The sequence below is a fragment of the Streptomyces sp. NPDC054770 genome (assembly GCF_053611985.1).
Window position 1 is genome coordinate 59,606 of the sequence record NZ_JBSHBL010000053.1, and the last position, 15,234, is coordinate 74,839.

The window sequence follows — 15,234 nt, forward strand, 5'->3', positions numbered from 1 at the left end:
CGTGGCCGTAAGTCTTTGCATGCTCTTGGGCGGAACCGTCAGCTCCCCGATATCCTCCTAACCCTTACGGGGGGCGTCTGCCCCGCTGTCCTGATCCTTTCGATGGGTGCGGAGCATGATCGAGGCTGTAGGCCTGACCAAGCGCTACGGCGACAAGACCGCCGTGCACAACCTTTCCTTCCAGGTACGACCCGGAGCCGTCACCGGCTTCCTCGGGCCGAACGGTTCGGGCAAGTCGACGACCATGCGGATGATCCTGGGTCTCGACAACCCGACCGCCGGTTCGGTGACGATCGGCGGCCACCCGTACCGCAAGCTCCAGAACGCCGCCCGCCAGGTCGGCGCGCTGCTCGACGCCAAGGCGGTGCACGGCGGCCGGTCCGCCCGCAACCACCTGCTCTCGCTGGCCCAGCTGTCCGGCATCCCGGCCCGCCGGGTCGACGAGGTGCTCGGGGTGGTGGGCCTCCAGGACGTGGCCGGAAAGCGCTCCAAGGGCTTCTCGCTCGGCATGGGCCAGCGCCTCGGCATCGCCGCCGCGCTCCTCGGCGACCCCCAGGTGCTGCTCTTCGACGAGCCGGTCAACGGCCTCGACCCCGAGGGCATCCTCTGGGTGCGCAATCTGATGAAGTCCCTGGCCGCCGAGGGCCGCACGGTCTTCGTCTCCTCCCACCTGATGAGCGAGATGGCGCTGACCGCCGACCACCTCATCGTCATCGGCCGGGGCCAGCTGCTCGCCGACATGAGCGTGACGGACTTCATTTCGGCCAACTCCGCCGACTTCGCGCGGGTCCGCACCCCGGACACCGAGCCGCAGCTGCGCGAGAAGCTCAGCTCGGCGCTGACCGAGGCCGGCGGGCATGTCCTGCCGGAGCAGGACGGGGCGCTCAGAGTGACCGGGCTGCCGCTGCCCCGGATCAGCGACCTCGCGCACGAGGCGGACGTCCGGCTGTGGGAGCTGTCCCCGCACCAGGCCTCCCTGGAGGAGGCGTACATGCGGATGACGCAGGGCGCCGTCGACTACCGCTCCACCATCGACCAGAAGGCCGGCTTCCAGCAGCCCCTGCCGCCCGGCGCCCAGCCGCCGATGCCGGTACCCGGGCAGGGCCAGCCGGGCTGGTACGCCCCGCCGCCGCCCCAGCAGGGCGGCCACCCGTTCGCGGGGCCGTACGGAGCACCCGGGGCACCCGCGGCGCCCGCAGTGCCCGCGGGCGGGTACGGCGCCCCGCAGGGCCCGTACGGGGCTCCCCAGGCCGCTCCGAACCCCTATGCGCAGCCGACGCCCGCCCCGGCGCCCGCGCCGGCCGCCGCCCCTGCCCCTGCCCCTGCCCCTGCCCCTGCCCCTGCCCCTGCCGACCTGACCAAGCCCGAGGACGCCCGATGAGCACCCACCAGCCTCCGCTGCCGCAGGCGGCCCCGGCCGCGCCCGACCGGCAGGCGGCGCCCGGCGGTTCGTACCCCGGCTACGTCTCGCCGATCCCGGTGGTGCGCACCCACCTCGGGCACGCGATCACCTCCGAGTGGACGAAGATCAGGTCGGTGCGTTCGACGATCTGGACGCTCGGCGTCTTCGTCCTGCTGGTGGTCGGCATCGGCCTGCTCGCCGGCGCGGTGGTCAGCGGCTCCGCCTCGTCCGACGACCTGTCCGACGGCAACGCGCTGTCGCTCGGCTTCTTCGGGCTGCTGCTCGGCAGCATGTGCATCATCACGCTCGGCGTCCTGACGACCGCCTCGGAGTACGGCACGGGCATGATCCGTACGACGATGGTGGCCTGCCCCTCCCGCGCGCGCGTGCTCGTGGCCAAGGCGATCGTCTTCTTCTCGGTCGCGTTCGTGATCACCCTCGCGGCCAGCGCGTTCGTGGCCATGACGCAGGTGTCGATGCTGAGCGACGTCGCCCGGACGCCGACCGGCGGGGAATGGCTGAAGGGCACCGTCGGCGTCAGCCTCTACATCGCGCTGCTCGGACTGCTCTCGCTGATCATCGGCTCGATCATCCGGCACTCGGCGGGTGCCATCACCGTCATGATCGGCGCGGTGCTCGCCCCGCTGGTGATCGCGCTGTTCATGTTCTCCTCGTCGCTGGAGAAGGTGCGCAATGCCCTGTTCGAGTACTCGATCCCGAACCAGCTGAGCGTCTTCTACTCCAACTCCCTCAGCGATTCCGGACCTTCGGGCTGGGATCCGCTGTGGATCATCCTGGGTGTGACGGCCGTCGCGTTCGCGGGCGCCTACGCGCTGCTGGAGAACCGGGACGTGTAAGGCCGCAGGACTCTCAGAACTTCGGCGCGTTCCTGGGCCGCTGCACCCGTGTGGTGCGGCGGTCCTTCGCGTTCCAGCAGGCCTTGTGCCAGTGCCGGCGCTCGTCCACGCCCGAGTGCTCGGGCCAGGCCACCACGTGCGGGACGCCGGAGGCGATCACCTGGTCGCAGCCCGGGCAGCGGTACGTCTTGCCGGCCGCGCTGGCGCCGGCCACATGCCGGACGCTCCACTCCTCGCCCTGCCAGCTCTCGGTGGACTGCCAGCCGCCGTAGCGGTCCGCGCGGTCGTCCTCGGCGCTCCGGCCGGACGAGTCCGATCCGTTCAGGGCCTTGGGTCGGTTGCGACGCGGGGACACGGGACACCTCTCGGGGCTATACAGGAAGCACGGGCTGTGTCCAGCCTACGACGCGCGCACGGGGGTACGCGTAGGGCACCAACCCACACAAGTCCCCCTCCAGGGCGACCCATTCTCCAGACAATCCGCAAATCTCTCCGCCAGGCCGTGTCCTCGGCACGTGTCAGACGGTTATGCCCGGTGGGGGAGCTCCGGGTCGGAGCCAGGAAAGCAGGAAAAGCAAATGCGCGTAGGTAGTTTTGTGCTGGCCGCCCAGTTCCCGGGCCAGGGTCAGGGAGAAGCCCTGCACCGGGCGGTGCGCACGGCGGAGGTGGCCGAGGAGTCCGGTCTGGACGCGGTCTGGCTGGCCGAGCACCACTTCGTGCCGTACGGCACCTGTCCGTCGGCGGTCACGCTGGCGGCTTTACTGCTGGGCCGCACCCGGCGGCTGAGGGTCGGTACGGCGGTGAGCGTACTGCCCACCGTCCACCCGGTCGCCCTCGGCGAGCAGGCCGCGCTGCTGCACGTGACGAGCGGCGGCCGCTTCACCCTCGGCGTGGGGCGGGGCGGGCCCTGGGTGGACCTGGAGGTCTTCGGCTCCGGCCTGGAGGCGTACGAACAGGGCTTCCCCGAATCACTCGATCTGCTGATGCGCTGGCTGGGCGAACCGGCCGTGTCGGCCTCCGGCCCGCGTTTCACGTTCCGTGAAGTCCCCGTCGTACCGCGCCCGTCGGAGGCGCTGACGGAGGCGCCGGGGCCGGAGGTGGTGGTCGCCTGCACCTCGGCGGCGAGCATCCGGCTGGCCGCCGAGCGGGGGCTGCCGATGCTGCTCGGCATGCACATCGGCGACGAGGAGAAGGCCGAGATGGTCGCGTTGTGGCGGCAGCACGCGCGGGCGGCCGGGCGGTCCGGCGACGAGATCGCCGGAGCGGCCCATGTCTCGGCCGGCGTCTGCCAGATCGCGGACAGCCGCACCGACGCCGCGGAGACCCTGACGAAGGCGATGCCCGGCTGGCTGAAGCAGGGGCTGGAGGCCCATGTGACGGTGGACGGCCGGTTCCGATCGATGCGGGACCCGCTCGCGTACACCGAACTGCTCTGCGGACTCCACCCGGTGGGTACCCCGCGGCTGTGCGCCGACCGGCTCGCCGCGACCTCCGAGCGGACCGGCATCTCCCGTTTCGCCCTGCTGACGGAGGGCTCGGGGGATCTGGCGGCCACGGAGGAGAACGTACGACGGCTGGGTGCCGAGGTACTGCCGCACCTCCGGTGACCTCACCGCCGCGGGGAGCTTGCCGCCCCAGTGACTGATGCACCTCCCGCGTGTGGAGCGGCAAGCAAGCGGCTCACTGCGTCAGCAGTACCGGAGCACGGCGTCAGCAGTCCCGTAGTTCCGGGGACTGGTTCAGCAGCTGAGCGCGCACCGAGGTGAAGCGGGCCAGCGTCTCGTCGACCGAGGCGTCCAGCGGGAACACCGCCACACGGTGGCAGTTCTGGAAGGCCAGCCGCACGCCGAAGTGCCGCTGCAATGCGCCGCGTATGGCGTCACTCGCGAGCGCACGCAGCAGCTGACCGCGTGCCTGCTCGTCCGGCGGGGGCGTCTGGTTGTCGGCGAAGACTCCGCCGTCCACCTTCAGCTGGGCCACCAGGGAGCTGATCATCTCCCATGCGTAGGGCAGGGAGGTCCGGACGCAGTCGACGAATTCTGCTTCGTCGACCTCGCCTCGCTCGGCCTGTTCGAGTAGGGCCGGTGAGACGTCGAGCGACATGGGTACTCCTCTCGCACCCCCGAACAGCAGGGGTTGGCGGACAGATAAGGGAGTTCGCGATACCGAACACGCTGAGTACACACTTCGCGACCTCCCGTTTACTACGGTAGGCAACGGACGGTGACCCCACCAGGAGATTGCGTATATGCGACGGTCCCTTTAGGCACACAATCGGCCAGGTTTGAACAGGCGTATGCAGGCGACCCTTCAGGACCGGTCAGAGCGGGGCCGTCGGCCGCAGGGTGATCAAGAGGGGCGGCCCGAAGGGCCTCGGTTGAGGGTGGTGGCGGGAGACGGGTGGGCGAATCGCGTGGAGGGTGGGGCGTCCAGTAGCGTTGCCGACCATGCGTCTCGTCATCGCCCGGTGCTCCGTCGACTACGCCGGCCGGCTCACCGCCCACCTTCCCTCCGCTCCCCGTCTGATCCTGGTCAAGGCGGACGGCAGTGTCTCGATCCACGCCGACGACCGGGCCTACAAACCCCTCAACTGGATGTCGCCGCCGTGCACCCTCAAGGAGGGAACGGGTGACGAGGACGGCGTCTGGACGGTCATCAACAAGGCGGGCGAGAAGCTCATCATCACCATGGAGGAGGTCCTGCACGACTCCTCGCACGAGCTGGGGGTCGACCCGGGCCTGATCAAGGACGGCGTGGAAGCGCACCTCCAGGAGCTGCTGGCCGACCGCATCGAGACCCTCGGCGACGGCTACACCCTCATCCGCCGCGAGTACATGACGGCGATCGGCCCGGTGGACATCCTGTGCCGCGACGCCGAGGGCCAGACCGTGGCGATCGAGATCAAGCGTCGCGGCGAGATCGACGGCGTCGAGCAGCTCACCCGCTACCTGGAACTCCTGAACCGCGACCCCCATCTCGCCCCCGTCCGGGGCATCTTCGCGGCCCAGGAGATCAAGCCCCAGGCCAAGGTCCTCGCCACCGACCGCGGCATCGGCTGCACGATCCTCGACTACGACGCCCTGCGCGGCATCGAGGACGACAAGCTCCGCCTGTTCTGACCGGGTCGACCGGCCCGAAGCCGCTCAGCGCAGTACGGCCGCCAGCAGGTCGGCCCCCAGCGTCGCCAGATCGGGCAGGTTGAGGGTGTAACGGACGTAACGCCCCTGCCGTCGGGCCGTGAGCAGGCCCGCACGGCGCAGCACAGCGAGGTGGCGGGAGACCTCGGGGGGTGACAGTTCCCAGGCGTGGGCCAGCTCACCGGTGGTGTGCGGGCCGCGGGCCAGGGTGCGCAGCAGCCGCAGCCGTACCGGATGCGCGAGTGCCTCCAGCCGTAGCGTGACCGTTTCCAGCGTCACCGGCTCCGACGGACTCGCCTCGGCCACGGGGTACTGCACCACCGGCTGCCACCCGGGCGCGTGGACCGCCACCAGGTGCGGGCGGCCGAAGACGCTGGGGAGGAAGGTGACTCCGGTGCCGTGCGCGGCGGTCGCCGTGTCCTGCAGCTTGTCCACGATGATGCGGTCGCCGTCCGGTGCCAGGGTCACGGCGCTGGAGACCGAGGCGAGTGCCGCCCCGATGCCCTGGCGCTTCAGCAGGTCGTTCTTCAGGCGCAGGTCGGTGGCGAGTTGCACGGCGACGCCCGCCCAGGCGGCGTCGAAGAACGCCTCGGCGCACTGTTCCAGGGTGTCACGCACCCGCGCCCGCACGGCGGCCGGGTCCGCGAGCAGCCGTTCCGCGAAGGCCTCTTGGAGCGCCCCGCGGGCCTGGGCCAGGTCCAGGGCCCGCTCGCGCGCCGTCGCGTCGGCGAGCGGCGACGGCGCGCCGAACTGGACCCGGTTGCTGCCGCACGTGGTGATGAGCGCGGCGGTCACATAGGTTTCGTCGTCTATCCGGTCCACATCGTCCAGTTCCTCGGCGAGGGTCGGCCGGGGACGGGCGGGGACCAGGAAGTCGGCTCGTGAGGAACGCCAGAGGAACTCCGCCTCCCTGAGGCGCTCGGCCAGCTCCGGCCGCAGCCCGGCCCAGACGTCCCCGGCCCAGCCGGCGAGCTGCGGGTGATGCCCGGGTTCGGCCAGCACGTGCAGCATCGCAGTCAGCTCGGCCAGCGGGGAGGCAGCGAACCGCAGTCGCCCGGACGGCAGGCCACCGATGTCGATCCTCAGCGTCATCCCCTCATCATCGCTGGCCGGACGGCCGACGACCGCGTCGATTGACGGCGTTCGTCAACCGACGCGGCCGGCCCGGCGGCCGAACGCACCGTTGACGCCATGGCAACCACCACCAAGATCCAGCCGCGCGCCCTCGTCCGTGCCTCCGGAGGCTCCCGCTATGCCGTCGCCCTGGCCGTGGACGCGCTCGGCACCGGCCTGCTGCGGCCCTTCCTGCTGCTGTACGGGGTGACGGTGCTGGGGCTGTCCGCGTCGGCCACCGGCATCGCCATGACGGTCGGCGTCGTCGTGGGTCTGGCGTGCATGCCCGCGGTCGGCCGATGGCTGGACCGGGGCGCACGCAGCACGGTCGTGGCGGCGTCGATGCTGGTACGGGTGCTGGGCGTGGCGCTGCTGCTGGCCACCCCGGCGGGGCATGTCCGGCTGTTCGCGACGGCGGCCCTGTTCCTCGGCATCGGCAACTCGGCCTGGCCGGCCGCCCATGCGGCCCTCGTGGCCACGGTCTCCCACGGCCGCGAACGCGACGCCGCTCTCGCGGCAGGCCGCGCCCTGCGCAACGCCGGTCTGGGCGCGGGCGCCCTTCTCGCCACCGTGTGCCTGGCGGGCGGCACCACCGCGCTGCAGGCGCTGGCAGCCGTCACCGGGCTCGCCTATCTCGCTGCGGCAGCCTTGGCGTGGTCGGTCCACCTGCACACGCATCCGGCCGCCGCTCCGGTCGAGGACAGGGCCGCCGGGCCCGCGCCCCGGATGCGCGCACTGCTGGCCGCCAACGTGGTCTACGTCTTCTGCCTCAACATCACCGAGATCGCGCTCCCCCTGGTCCTGGTGACACAGCTGCACGCGTCCCCGGTGTGGTCGGCAGCCGTCTTCGTCGCCAACACCGTGCTGGTGGTCACCCTGCAGGTGCCGGTCACCGTCCTGCTGTCCCGCTTCTCCCGGCGGACCGTGCTGGCTCTGGCCGGCGTGGTGATCGCCGCGTCCTACCTCGGGTTCCTCGCGGCCACCTCACTCGGGCACGGCTGGAGCGCCCCGGCCGTCGCCGCGGTGGCCGTGGTCAGCACCATCGGCGAGATCATCTACGCCAGCAGCGCCACCGCGCTCGTCACCGCCCTCGCCCCGGCCCATGTCCTGGGACGCGCCCTCGCCCGCTTCCAGCTCTCCACGGGCTTCGGCCTCGCCGTCTCCCCGGCGGTCATCACCGCTCTCGCCTCCCACGGCGAGGCCGCCCTCTGGGGCAGCCTCGCCGCCGCGACGCTCGTCTCCGCCTCCGCCGTCGCCACCGAGAAGGATCGGGGGACGGCTTGAAGCAGCGGGCCGGCGTTCGCGGTGGGTGTCCGCTGCCGGCATCCGAGAGGAGCGTCCCGCGCACGGAGCGTGGGACGCCCTGGGGCTCAGATCAGGGTGCCGGTCGAGGTTCCCGTGCTGCCGGACTCCGATGCCGCCGCCGAACTGCTCGACGCCGCCGGGGCGCTGGACGCGGGGCCGCTCGCCGAGTCGCTGGTGGACGGAGTGTCGCTCGGGGCCGATGACGAGGGCGACGGCGACGAGCTCGCCGACGGCGACTCGGACTTCGACGGACTCGGCGATGCCGACTTCGAAGGCGACGGCGACGATTTCGAGGGCGATGCCGACGGCGTGTGCGTCGTACCGCCTCCCGACGACCCCTTCGTCCCCGTGGCCGAAGCCGAAGGCGTCTGCGTGTCCGACGGCGGTGTCGGGTCGTCCGAGGTGCCCAGGGTGCCGTCCGGGCCCGGGTCCGTCGGCTTGGTGGTGGCCGTGCCGGTGTCGCCCGTGCCCGACGTCTGCCCGGGGTCGGCGCCGAGGCTGCCGTCGCCGCTGTCCTCGCTCGCCGACGGGTTGACGCTCACGTTGTTGGACGGGTTGTCGGCGTTGTCGTGCGAGGTCATGCCGAGGGTGACCACGGTGCCCAGGACGGCCGTCAGGAGCACTCCCGCGCCCACCGCCACCAGGTTGCGGCGGGCCATCCGGACCAGGCCGCCCCCGCCTCCCTGGGCCGGCGTCGGCTGCCCGGGGACCCGGTGGGTGACCAGGGTGTCCGAGGCCGGCGAGTGGACCGCGGGGAAGGGCGTCGTGACGCCGGCCGCCGGGGATATGGACTCCTCGTGGCGGGCGTCGGGAATCTCGTCGCCCGCCATCGTGGCGACGGCCGGGATGACCTCGCCCGAGCGGTCCGCCACCAGGGCCAGCGCCCGGCGGCCGGCCGTCGTGCCCCGCTTGTCGGAGAGCGCCCCGCGCAGGCCGATCGAGGCCTCCAGTTCGGCCCGCGCCCGGTCCAGCTGGTCCTCGCAGAGCGCGAGTATGCCGAGTTCGTGGTGGAAGTAGGCCTGTTCGCCGACCTCACCGGCCAGCCGGGCGGCCTCCGCACCGGCCCGCAGCGCCCGTTCCCAGGCGCTCCAGTGCAGCCCCGCCGCGAACGCGGGGGCGGCCGTACGGGCCAGTCGTACCGGCGTGCTGTCCTCGTCCTCGGCCGGCGGGACCGTCTCGGGGACCAGCACCGTCAGGGCGGCGAGGACCGCGTCGGCCTCCGCGCAGACCCGCTCCGGGGTGACCGAGGGGTGCCCGGCCCACCAGCTGTAGTGCTGGGCGGCCGTGAGGGCCTGGGCCGCCGCGTCGTCGGCGTATCCGGCCGCCTCCAGCTGCTGCAGGACGCCCGCGGCGAGCCGGTAGCGGGAGCCGACCGGGGAGACCAGTCCGCAGCCCGCGAGTTCGCCGAGGGCCGCGTCCGCGTGGGTGTCGCCGACGAGGGCGGGCAGGTGGGCCTGGTGGGGCACCTCGCCGCCGAGGGCCACCGCGAAGCGCAGGGTGGCCCGGGCGGAGCCGCTGAGCCGGGAGGCGAGCAGCGGGGCGGGCGCGGCGGCCTCGCCGAGGGACGGGAGCGGGGTCTCTGCGGTGGCCTCCGTGTCGTAGGGCGCGTCCACCGGCAGGTCGGATACATCGGATGGGTCGGACAGGGCGGACAGGTCGGACAGGTTGGAGGCGAAGACGCCGAACTCGTCGACGGCGCTGGTGCTGGCGCGCACCTGGTCGCGCTGCCGCAACAGGGCGCCGGCCTGGACGAACCGCAGCGGCAGGCCCTCGGACTCGAACCAGAGGTCGCCGGCCCAGTTGGCCTCCTCCTCGGTGAGCACCCGGCCCACCGCGCGCTCCAGGATGTCGACGCCGCCGGCCCGCTCCAGGCCGCTGAGGAAGAGCTCCTCGACGGCGGAGTCGGCGGAGGGCGCCGGCACGTCCGGGGTGGCGCCGATCAGGAAGGCGCACTCGGGGGTGGCGTCGATCAGCTCGTCGAGCCCGGCGCCGCCGAACTCGATGTCGTCGAGGACGACGACGGCGCCGATGTCACGGATCAGCCCGAGGAGCTCCTCGTATGCCGGGCGGTGCTCGGGCGCCTTGTAGACGGCGTGGAAGAGGTCGTGGAGCAGGTCCTCGGGCGTGCGGTGGAGGCCGTTGAGGCGGACCACGCCGTCGGGGGCGAGGTCGGAGCAGTCGTCGGCGACCAGGTCGAGAAGTGCGGTGCGGCCGGAGCCCGCGGGGCCGGTGAGGCGCACCGAGCGGCCGCGGGCGAGGAGCCGGACGAGCCGCTCGCGGTCGTCCTGGCGTTCCAGGAGGTGCAGCTCGGGCTGGGCGGGGCCGGGCGGTACCGGCGGCCGGACGGCGCGCTCGTACTCGGCGCGCTCGGCGGCGGTGCGCTTCTCGGGTCTGGCGGGACGCTCGGTCGGCGGGCACGGTTCTATCTCGCTGCCGTCGACGGGGTTGACGGTCAGCAGGAAGTCACCGGTGACCAGCCGCGTGGTGCGGGCCGTCGCGGGTGTGCTCTGGCCGAAGTCGGTGGTGAGGGATTCCCTGGGCGGGCGCTGGCGCGGCGTGCTGCCGTCGCCGTCCTGGCCGTACCCCTCGGGTCCCGGGTTGTTCGGGTCCATAGGTTCCTAGCCCCCCAAAAGCGTCGTGTGCCGTGAATACCGGCCCCTCCCGGCCTGCTGCACACCGCGCTGTCGCTTCTGGTCCGGGCCCGCGCTCGAAGGGTGGATAGGCGGCGGGCGACCGAACCTTAAACCTTCGCACAGTATCTACGACAGCCCGGGGTGCCGCGCCGTCCGAGACATCACAGTCTCGTGAGGATTGCGTCTGACGTGCGCATGCACGCCGTCCGGCCGGGTCACCCCCGTCGCCCGGTTCACACCGGATGGCCGGGTCCCGACGGTTCGCCGTGTCCCGGCGGTTCGCCGTCGCACACCCTGCCGTGCCGGTCCCGGAGTCACACCCGGGGCAGCGACTCCACCCCGATGCCTCCCTCGATCGCCAGGATCCGGTGCAGCCGGGTGGCCACCAGCAGGCGCTGCATCTGCGGCGGGACGCCGCGCAGCACCAGGCGGCGGCCGCAGCGGCCGGCTCGCCGGTGGGCACCCATGATCACCCCGAGTCCGGTGGCGTCCCAGGAGTCCAGCTCGGACAGGTCCAGCACCAGATCGCCGACTCCGTCGTCGACGGCCGAGTGCAGGACCGTACGGGCGTCCGCCGCGCTGCGTACGTCGAGGCGGCCCCCGACGACCAGCTCGGCGTGGTCGCCCCTGATGTACATATGCGCTCCCCGAGAGTGCGTGTCCTACTCCGTGAAAGTGATGTCCGGTAATGCAACGTCTGACTGCGTTCGCCGGTCAGAGGTTGCCATCTGTAAGCGAACCGATACCGAATTCACCCCCAAGGGTGAAACCCCCGGGGTTTGTGCGTTTTGAGAAGCGATCAGAGGGTCTACGTACTGATGTCTCAGTACGTGTAGAAGCCCTGCCCGCTCTTGCGCCCGATGTCACCGGCGTCAACCATCCGGCGCATCAGCTCCGGCGGGGCGAACTTCTCGTCCTGCGACTCGGTGTAGATGTTGCCGGTGGCGTGCAGCAGGATGTCGACGCCGGTGAGGTCGGCCGTGGCCAGCGGGCCCATGGCGTGACCGAAGCCCAGCTTGCAGGCGAGGTCGATGTCCTCGGCGGTGGCGACGCCCGACTCGTACAGCTTGGTGGCCTCGACGACGAGCGCCGAGATCAGCCGGGTCGTCACGAAGCCCGCGACGTCCCGGTTGACGACGATGCAGGTCTTGCCGGTGGACTCGGCGAACTCCCGCGCGGTGGCGAGGGTTTCGTCGCTGGTCTTGTAGCCGCGGACCAGCTCCACGAGCTGCATCATCGGCACCGGCGAGAAGAAGTGGACACCGACGACCCGCTCGGGGTGCTCGGTGGCGGCCGCGATCTTGGTGATCGGGATGGCGGAGGTGTTGGAGGCGAGCACGGCGTCCGGGCGCACGATCTTGTCGAGGGCGCGGAAGATCTCGTGCTTGACTTCCAGCTTCTCGAAGACGGCCTCGACCACGATGTCAGCGTCGGCCGCCGCGTCCAGGTCGGTGGTCGTGGTGATGCGGGCCAGGGCGGCGTCGGCGTCGTGCGCCTCCAGCTTCCCCTTGCTCACGAACTTGTCGTACGAGGCCTGGATGCCGCCGGTGGCACGGTCCAGTGCCGCGTCGGTGACGTCACGCAGGACCACGTCCCAGCCGGCCTGTGCGGCGACCTGGGCGATGCCGGAACCCATCAGGCCGGCCCCGATGACGGCAAGCTTCCGTGCCACTCCGCTCCCCTTACACGCTGTTGAGGTATGCCTCTTGGGCGGGACCCTAGCGCTCGTCGGGGGCCGGGAAACCCGGTAAGTAATGCGTGTCACGGTCTCAGGACGTGAGACAACCGTCACGTCCCGTCAGCCGGCCCCGTCGGCACCGGTCATTCCGCGCCACGGACGGCATAGTTGAGGACCCTGTCGCTCAACAGGTCCTCGATGTCGTCGAGAAGCACCAGTACCTCTCGTGATACTTCGCGTGGATCGCGAGACTTGACCATTTCGCGCCCGATGACCGTCATGACCGTGGTGTTCACCCAGCCGAGCTGACCGGCGATCAGCTGCGGCATGGGGTCGTCGGCCGCGGCGCCGGTGTCCTCGCGCAGGGCATCCTCCAGGCCGGCCTGCGCCTCCTGGCCGATCGCCCACACCCGGGAGCGCAGCGCGGGGGCCTCCTCGATCACCCGCAGGAACCTGGCGTACCCGGGGATCAGTCCGACCCGGGGCGAGACCGCCTCCACCTCCTCGCGCAGTTCGCGCAGGACGGCGACGGCGGCGGACTCCCCCTTCCGCCGTCCGCGCACCCAGCCGGCGAGCCTGTCGACCAGGCCGGCGGAGCGGTCGAGGAAGAGGTCCTCCTTGGCCGGGAAGTAGTTGTAGACGGTGTTCACGGAGACGTCGGCGGCCTCGGCGATCTCCGCGACGGTCACCGCGTCGAACCCGCGCTCGACGAACAGCCCGGTGGCGACGTCCGAGATGTACTGCCGGGTCTGCCGCTTCTTCCGCTCCCTGAGCCCCTCTGCCATGTCCGAATCCTAACTGTCACTGGGCCCATTGAAATTTTGGTGTCATTGCAAAATTTCAGGGACTCTGTTTTTCTGGAAGGCATGGCAGCAGCAGTCATCAGCGCGGCCGGACTGGCCCGCACGTTCCAGACCAAGCGCGGCCCGGTGGAAGCCGTGCGCGGTGTCGACCTCACCGTCCACCAGGGCGAGATCCTCGGTCTCCTGGGGCCCAACGGCGCCGGAAAGACCACGACCCTGCGCATGCTCACCACCCTCCTCGCCCCGACCGCGGGCACCGCCACGATCGCGGGCCACGACGTCGCGACGGACCCGGCCTCGGTGCGCCGGGTCTGCGGTCATGTGGCCCAGTCGGGCGGCGTCGACCTCCAGGTCTCGGTCCGCGAGGAGCTGGTCACCCAGGGCCGCCTCTATCGGCTGACGAGGACTCGGGCCACGGCTCGCGCCTCCGAGTTGGCGCACGACCTCGGTCTCTCCGGCCTCCTCGACCGCAGGTGCGGCACGCTGTCCGGCGGCCAACGGCGGCGCCTGGACGTCGCGTTGGCGCTCACGCACCGCCCGGAGGTGCTGTTCCTGGACGAGCCGACGACCGGTCTGGACCCCGCCGGCCGCGCGGACCTGTGGGAGCTGATCCGGCGGCTGCGCGACGAGCACGGTACGACCGTGTTCCTGACGACCCATTACCTGGACGAGGCCGACGCCCTCGCCGACCGGCTGGTGATCGTCGACCGGGGCGTGGTCGTGGCCGACGGCACCCCCACCGCCCTGAAGCTGGCGCACACCGGCTCGATCGACGCGAGCCTCCAGGACACCTTCCTCGCCATCACCGGCCGCGGCCCGGTCACCCCGGCCGACCCCGCACCCCTAGCCGTATAGGAACCCGATGCCTCCCGGAAACCCGATGCTCGTCCGCGACACGGCCCTCGTCTACGGCCGCTGCCTCCGCCAGTCCCTCCGCGCACGTTTCGCGCTGCTCTTCGGCGTCCTGACCCCGCTGCTGTATCTGCTGTTCTTCGGCCCGCTGCTGACCGGCCTGTCGCTGGGCGGGCGGGGCAGCTCGTGGCAGACGCTGGTGCCTGGGCTGCTGCTCCAGCTGGGGCTGTTCGGGGCCGCGTTCTCGGGCTTCGGAATCATCGTCGAGAACGGCCAGGGGGTGATCGAGCGGATGCGCGTGACGCCGGTCAGCCGGCCGGCCCTGCTGCTCGGCCGGGTACTGCGCGACGCCACGCTCCTGATCCTCCAGGCGGCGCTGCTGGTCCTGGCGGCCCTGGCGATGGGGCTGCGGGCGCCGCTGCCCGGCATCCTGATCGGCTTCGCGTTCGTCGCGCTGCTGACGGTGTCGCTGGGCTCGCTGTCGTACGCGCTGGCCATGCGGGTGAGCACCCCCCAGGAGTTCGCCCCGGTGATCAACTCGCTGACGATGCCGTCGATGCTGCTCTCGGGCCTGATCCTGCCCATGACCCTGGCTCCGGCCTGGCTGGACGCGCTGTCCCACATGCTGCCGCTGCGGTATCTGGTGGACGCGGTCCGGGACGCCTACGTCGGCTCGTACACGAGCGTGCACATGCTGTACGGGGTCCTCGTCGCCGTCGGCTTCGCGACACTCGCCGTGACAGTGGGCACACGCGTGTTCCGGACGGCCGGAGCGTAATTAGGCTGGCCGTATGGTCAATCTGACGCGCATCTACACCAGGACCGGCGACCAGGGCACCACGGCCCTCGGGGACATGAGCCGGGTCGCCAAGACCGATCTGCGGATCTCGGCGTACGCGGACGCCAACGAGGCGAACGCGGTGATCGGGACCGCGATCGCGCTGGGCGGCCTGGACGAGGAGGTCGTCAAGGTCCTCACCCGGGTGCAGAACGACCTGTTCGACGTGGGCGCGGACCTGTCGACGCCGGTGGTGGAGAACCCCGAGTTCCCGCCGCTGCGGGTGGAGCAGTTCTACGTCGACAAGCTGGAGGCGGACTGCGACCGCTTCAACGAGCGGCTGGAGAAGCTCCGTTCCTTCATCCTGCCGGGCGGCACACCGGGCGCGGCCCTGCTCCACCAGGCCTGCACGGTCGTACGGCGGGCCGAGCGGTCGACCTGGGCCGCGCTGGAGGTGCACGGCGAGGCGATGAACCCGCTGACCGCGACCTACCTCAACCGCCTCTCCGACCTGCTCTTCATCCTCGCCCGCACGGCCAACAAGGACGTCGGAGACGTGCTGTGGGTACCCGGCGGCGAACGCTGAACGAATCACCCCCCCCGGCCGGGGGTCCGGGGGTCGCCCCCCGGGAAGACACAGCATCCTCGCCCGCACGCCCAACAAGGACGCCGGAGA

The 15,234-nt window shown here is 71.5% G+C and carries 15 protein-coding genes; 8 read left to right on the forward strand and 7 right to left on the reverse strand.

Going from position 1 to position 15,234, the window contains the following annotated elements:
* Window positions 1–115: 115 nt before the first annotated feature.
* A complete protein-coding gene (locus ACWGKQ_RS35550) occupies window positions 116–1,381 on the forward strand; it encodes an ABC transporter ATP-binding protein (RefSeq protein ID WP_453296154.1) in 1,266 nt (421 codons plus the stop codon).
* Complete coding sequence (locus ACWGKQ_RS35555; RefSeq protein ID WP_453296155.1) at window positions 1,378–2,259, forward strand: ABC transporter permease; 882 nt, start codon at window positions 1,378–1,380, stop codon at window positions 2,257–2,259. Before ACWGKQ_RS35550 ends, ACWGKQ_RS35555 begins: the two co-directional genes overlap by 4 nt.
* A gap of 13 nt (window positions 2,260–2,272) precedes the next feature.
* Here ACWGKQ_RS35555 and ACWGKQ_RS35560 read toward each other — a convergent pair whose 3' ends face one another.
* Complete coding sequence (locus ACWGKQ_RS35560) at window positions 2,273–2,614, reverse strand: ATP/GTP-binding protein (RefSeq protein ID WP_453296156.1); 342 nt, start codon at window positions 2,612–2,614, stop codon at window positions 2,273–2,275.
* 223 nt (window positions 2,615–2,837) lie between these two features.
* Here ACWGKQ_RS35560 and ACWGKQ_RS35565 point away from each other — a divergent pair, with 223 nt between their 5' ends.
* Window positions 2,838–3,866, forward strand: a complete 1,029-nt coding sequence (locus tag ACWGKQ_RS35565; protein ID WP_453296157.1) for an LLM class flavin-dependent oxidoreductase — start codon at window positions 2,838–2,840, stop codon at window positions 3,864–3,866.
* A 103-nt stretch (window positions 3,867–3,969) separates the two neighbouring features.
* Here the strand turns inward: ACWGKQ_RS35565 and ACWGKQ_RS35570 are convergent, their stop codons facing one another.
* Complete coding sequence (locus tag ACWGKQ_RS35570) at window positions 3,970–4,362, reverse strand: SCO5389 family protein (protein ID WP_453296158.1); 393 nt, start codon at window positions 4,360–4,362, stop codon at window positions 3,970–3,972.
* Between the two features lie 344 nt (window positions 4,363–4,706).
* Here ACWGKQ_RS35570 and nucS point away from each other — a divergent pair, with 344 nt between their 5' ends.
* Window positions 4,707–5,378: an endonuclease NucS gene (gene nucS, locus ACWGKQ_RS35575; protein ID WP_453296159.1), complete on the forward strand. Its 672-nt coding sequence runs from the start codon at window positions 4,707–4,709 to the stop codon at window positions 5,376–5,378.
* Between the two features lie 24 nt (window positions 5,379–5,402).
* Here the strand turns inward: nucS and ACWGKQ_RS35580 are convergent, their stop codons facing one another.
* Window positions 5,403–6,488: a DUF5937 family protein gene (locus ACWGKQ_RS35580; RefSeq protein WP_453296160.1), complete on the reverse strand. Its 1,086-nt coding sequence runs from the start codon at window positions 6,486–6,488 to the stop codon at window positions 5,403–5,405.
* Between the two features lie 99 nt (window positions 6,489–6,587).
* On the opposite strand from ACWGKQ_RS35580, the gene ACWGKQ_RS35585 reads away from it, so the two are divergent.
* The gene (locus ACWGKQ_RS35585) at window positions 6,588–7,793 is read left to right on the forward strand and encodes an MFS transporter (RefSeq protein ID WP_453296161.1); all 1,206 of its coding nucleotides are present in this window, start codon (window positions 6,588–6,590) and stop codon (window positions 7,791–7,793) included.
* An 86-nt stretch (window positions 7,794–7,879) separates the two neighbouring features.
* On the opposite strand, the gene ACWGKQ_RS35590 is transcribed toward ACWGKQ_RS35585, so the two are convergent.
* The 4 genes from ACWGKQ_RS35590 to ACWGKQ_RS35605 form a co-directional block, all read right to left on the reverse strand.
* Window positions 7,880–10,426: an ATP-binding protein gene (locus ACWGKQ_RS35590; RefSeq protein ID WP_453296162.1), complete on the reverse strand. Its 2,547-nt coding sequence runs from the start codon at window positions 10,424–10,426 to the stop codon at window positions 7,880–7,882.
* Between the two features lie 335 nt (window positions 10,427–10,761).
* A complete protein-coding gene (locus ACWGKQ_RS35595) occupies window positions 10,762–11,085 on the reverse strand; it encodes an STAS domain-containing protein (protein ID WP_030672301.1) in 324 nt (107 codons plus the stop codon).
* Window positions 11,086–11,270: 185 nt separating this feature from the next.
* Window positions 11,271–12,119 carry a 3-hydroxyacyl-CoA dehydrogenase family protein gene (locus ACWGKQ_RS35600; protein ID WP_453296163.1) on the reverse strand — a complete coding sequence of 283 codons (849 nt, stop codon included), beginning with the start codon at window positions 12,117–12,119 and terminating at the stop codon, window positions 11,271–11,273.
* Between the two features lie 149 nt (window positions 12,120–12,268).
* Complete coding sequence (locus tag ACWGKQ_RS35605) at window positions 12,269–12,910, reverse strand: TetR/AcrR family transcriptional regulator (protein ID WP_453296164.1); 642 nt, start codon at window positions 12,908–12,910, stop codon at window positions 12,269–12,271.
* 81 nt (window positions 12,911–12,991) lie between these two features.
* Between ACWGKQ_RS35605 and ACWGKQ_RS35610 the strand changes: the two genes are divergently transcribed.
* From ACWGKQ_RS35610 to ACWGKQ_RS35620, 3 genes are read left to right on the forward strand one after another with little or no spacing between them, the layout of a single operon-like run.
* Window positions 12,992–13,783 (forward strand): ABC transporter ATP-binding protein, encoded by a 792-nt coding sequence (locus ACWGKQ_RS35610; RefSeq protein ID WP_453296165.1) that lies wholly within the window; start codon window positions 12,992–12,994, stop codon window positions 13,781–13,783.
* A 25-nt stretch (window positions 13,784–13,808) separates the two neighbouring features.
* Window positions 13,809–14,558: an ABC transporter permease gene (locus tag ACWGKQ_RS35615; protein ID WP_453296169.1), complete on the forward strand. Its 750-nt coding sequence runs from the start codon at window positions 13,809–13,811 to the stop codon at window positions 14,556–14,558.
* Between the two features lie 13 nt (window positions 14,559–14,571).
* Window positions 14,572–15,144 (forward strand): cob(I)yrinic acid a,c-diamide adenosyltransferase, encoded by a 573-nt coding sequence (locus ACWGKQ_RS35620; protein ID WP_453296166.1) that lies wholly within the window; start codon window positions 14,572–14,574, stop codon window positions 15,142–15,144.
* The last annotated feature ends 90 nt before the right edge of the window (window positions 15,145–15,234 follow it).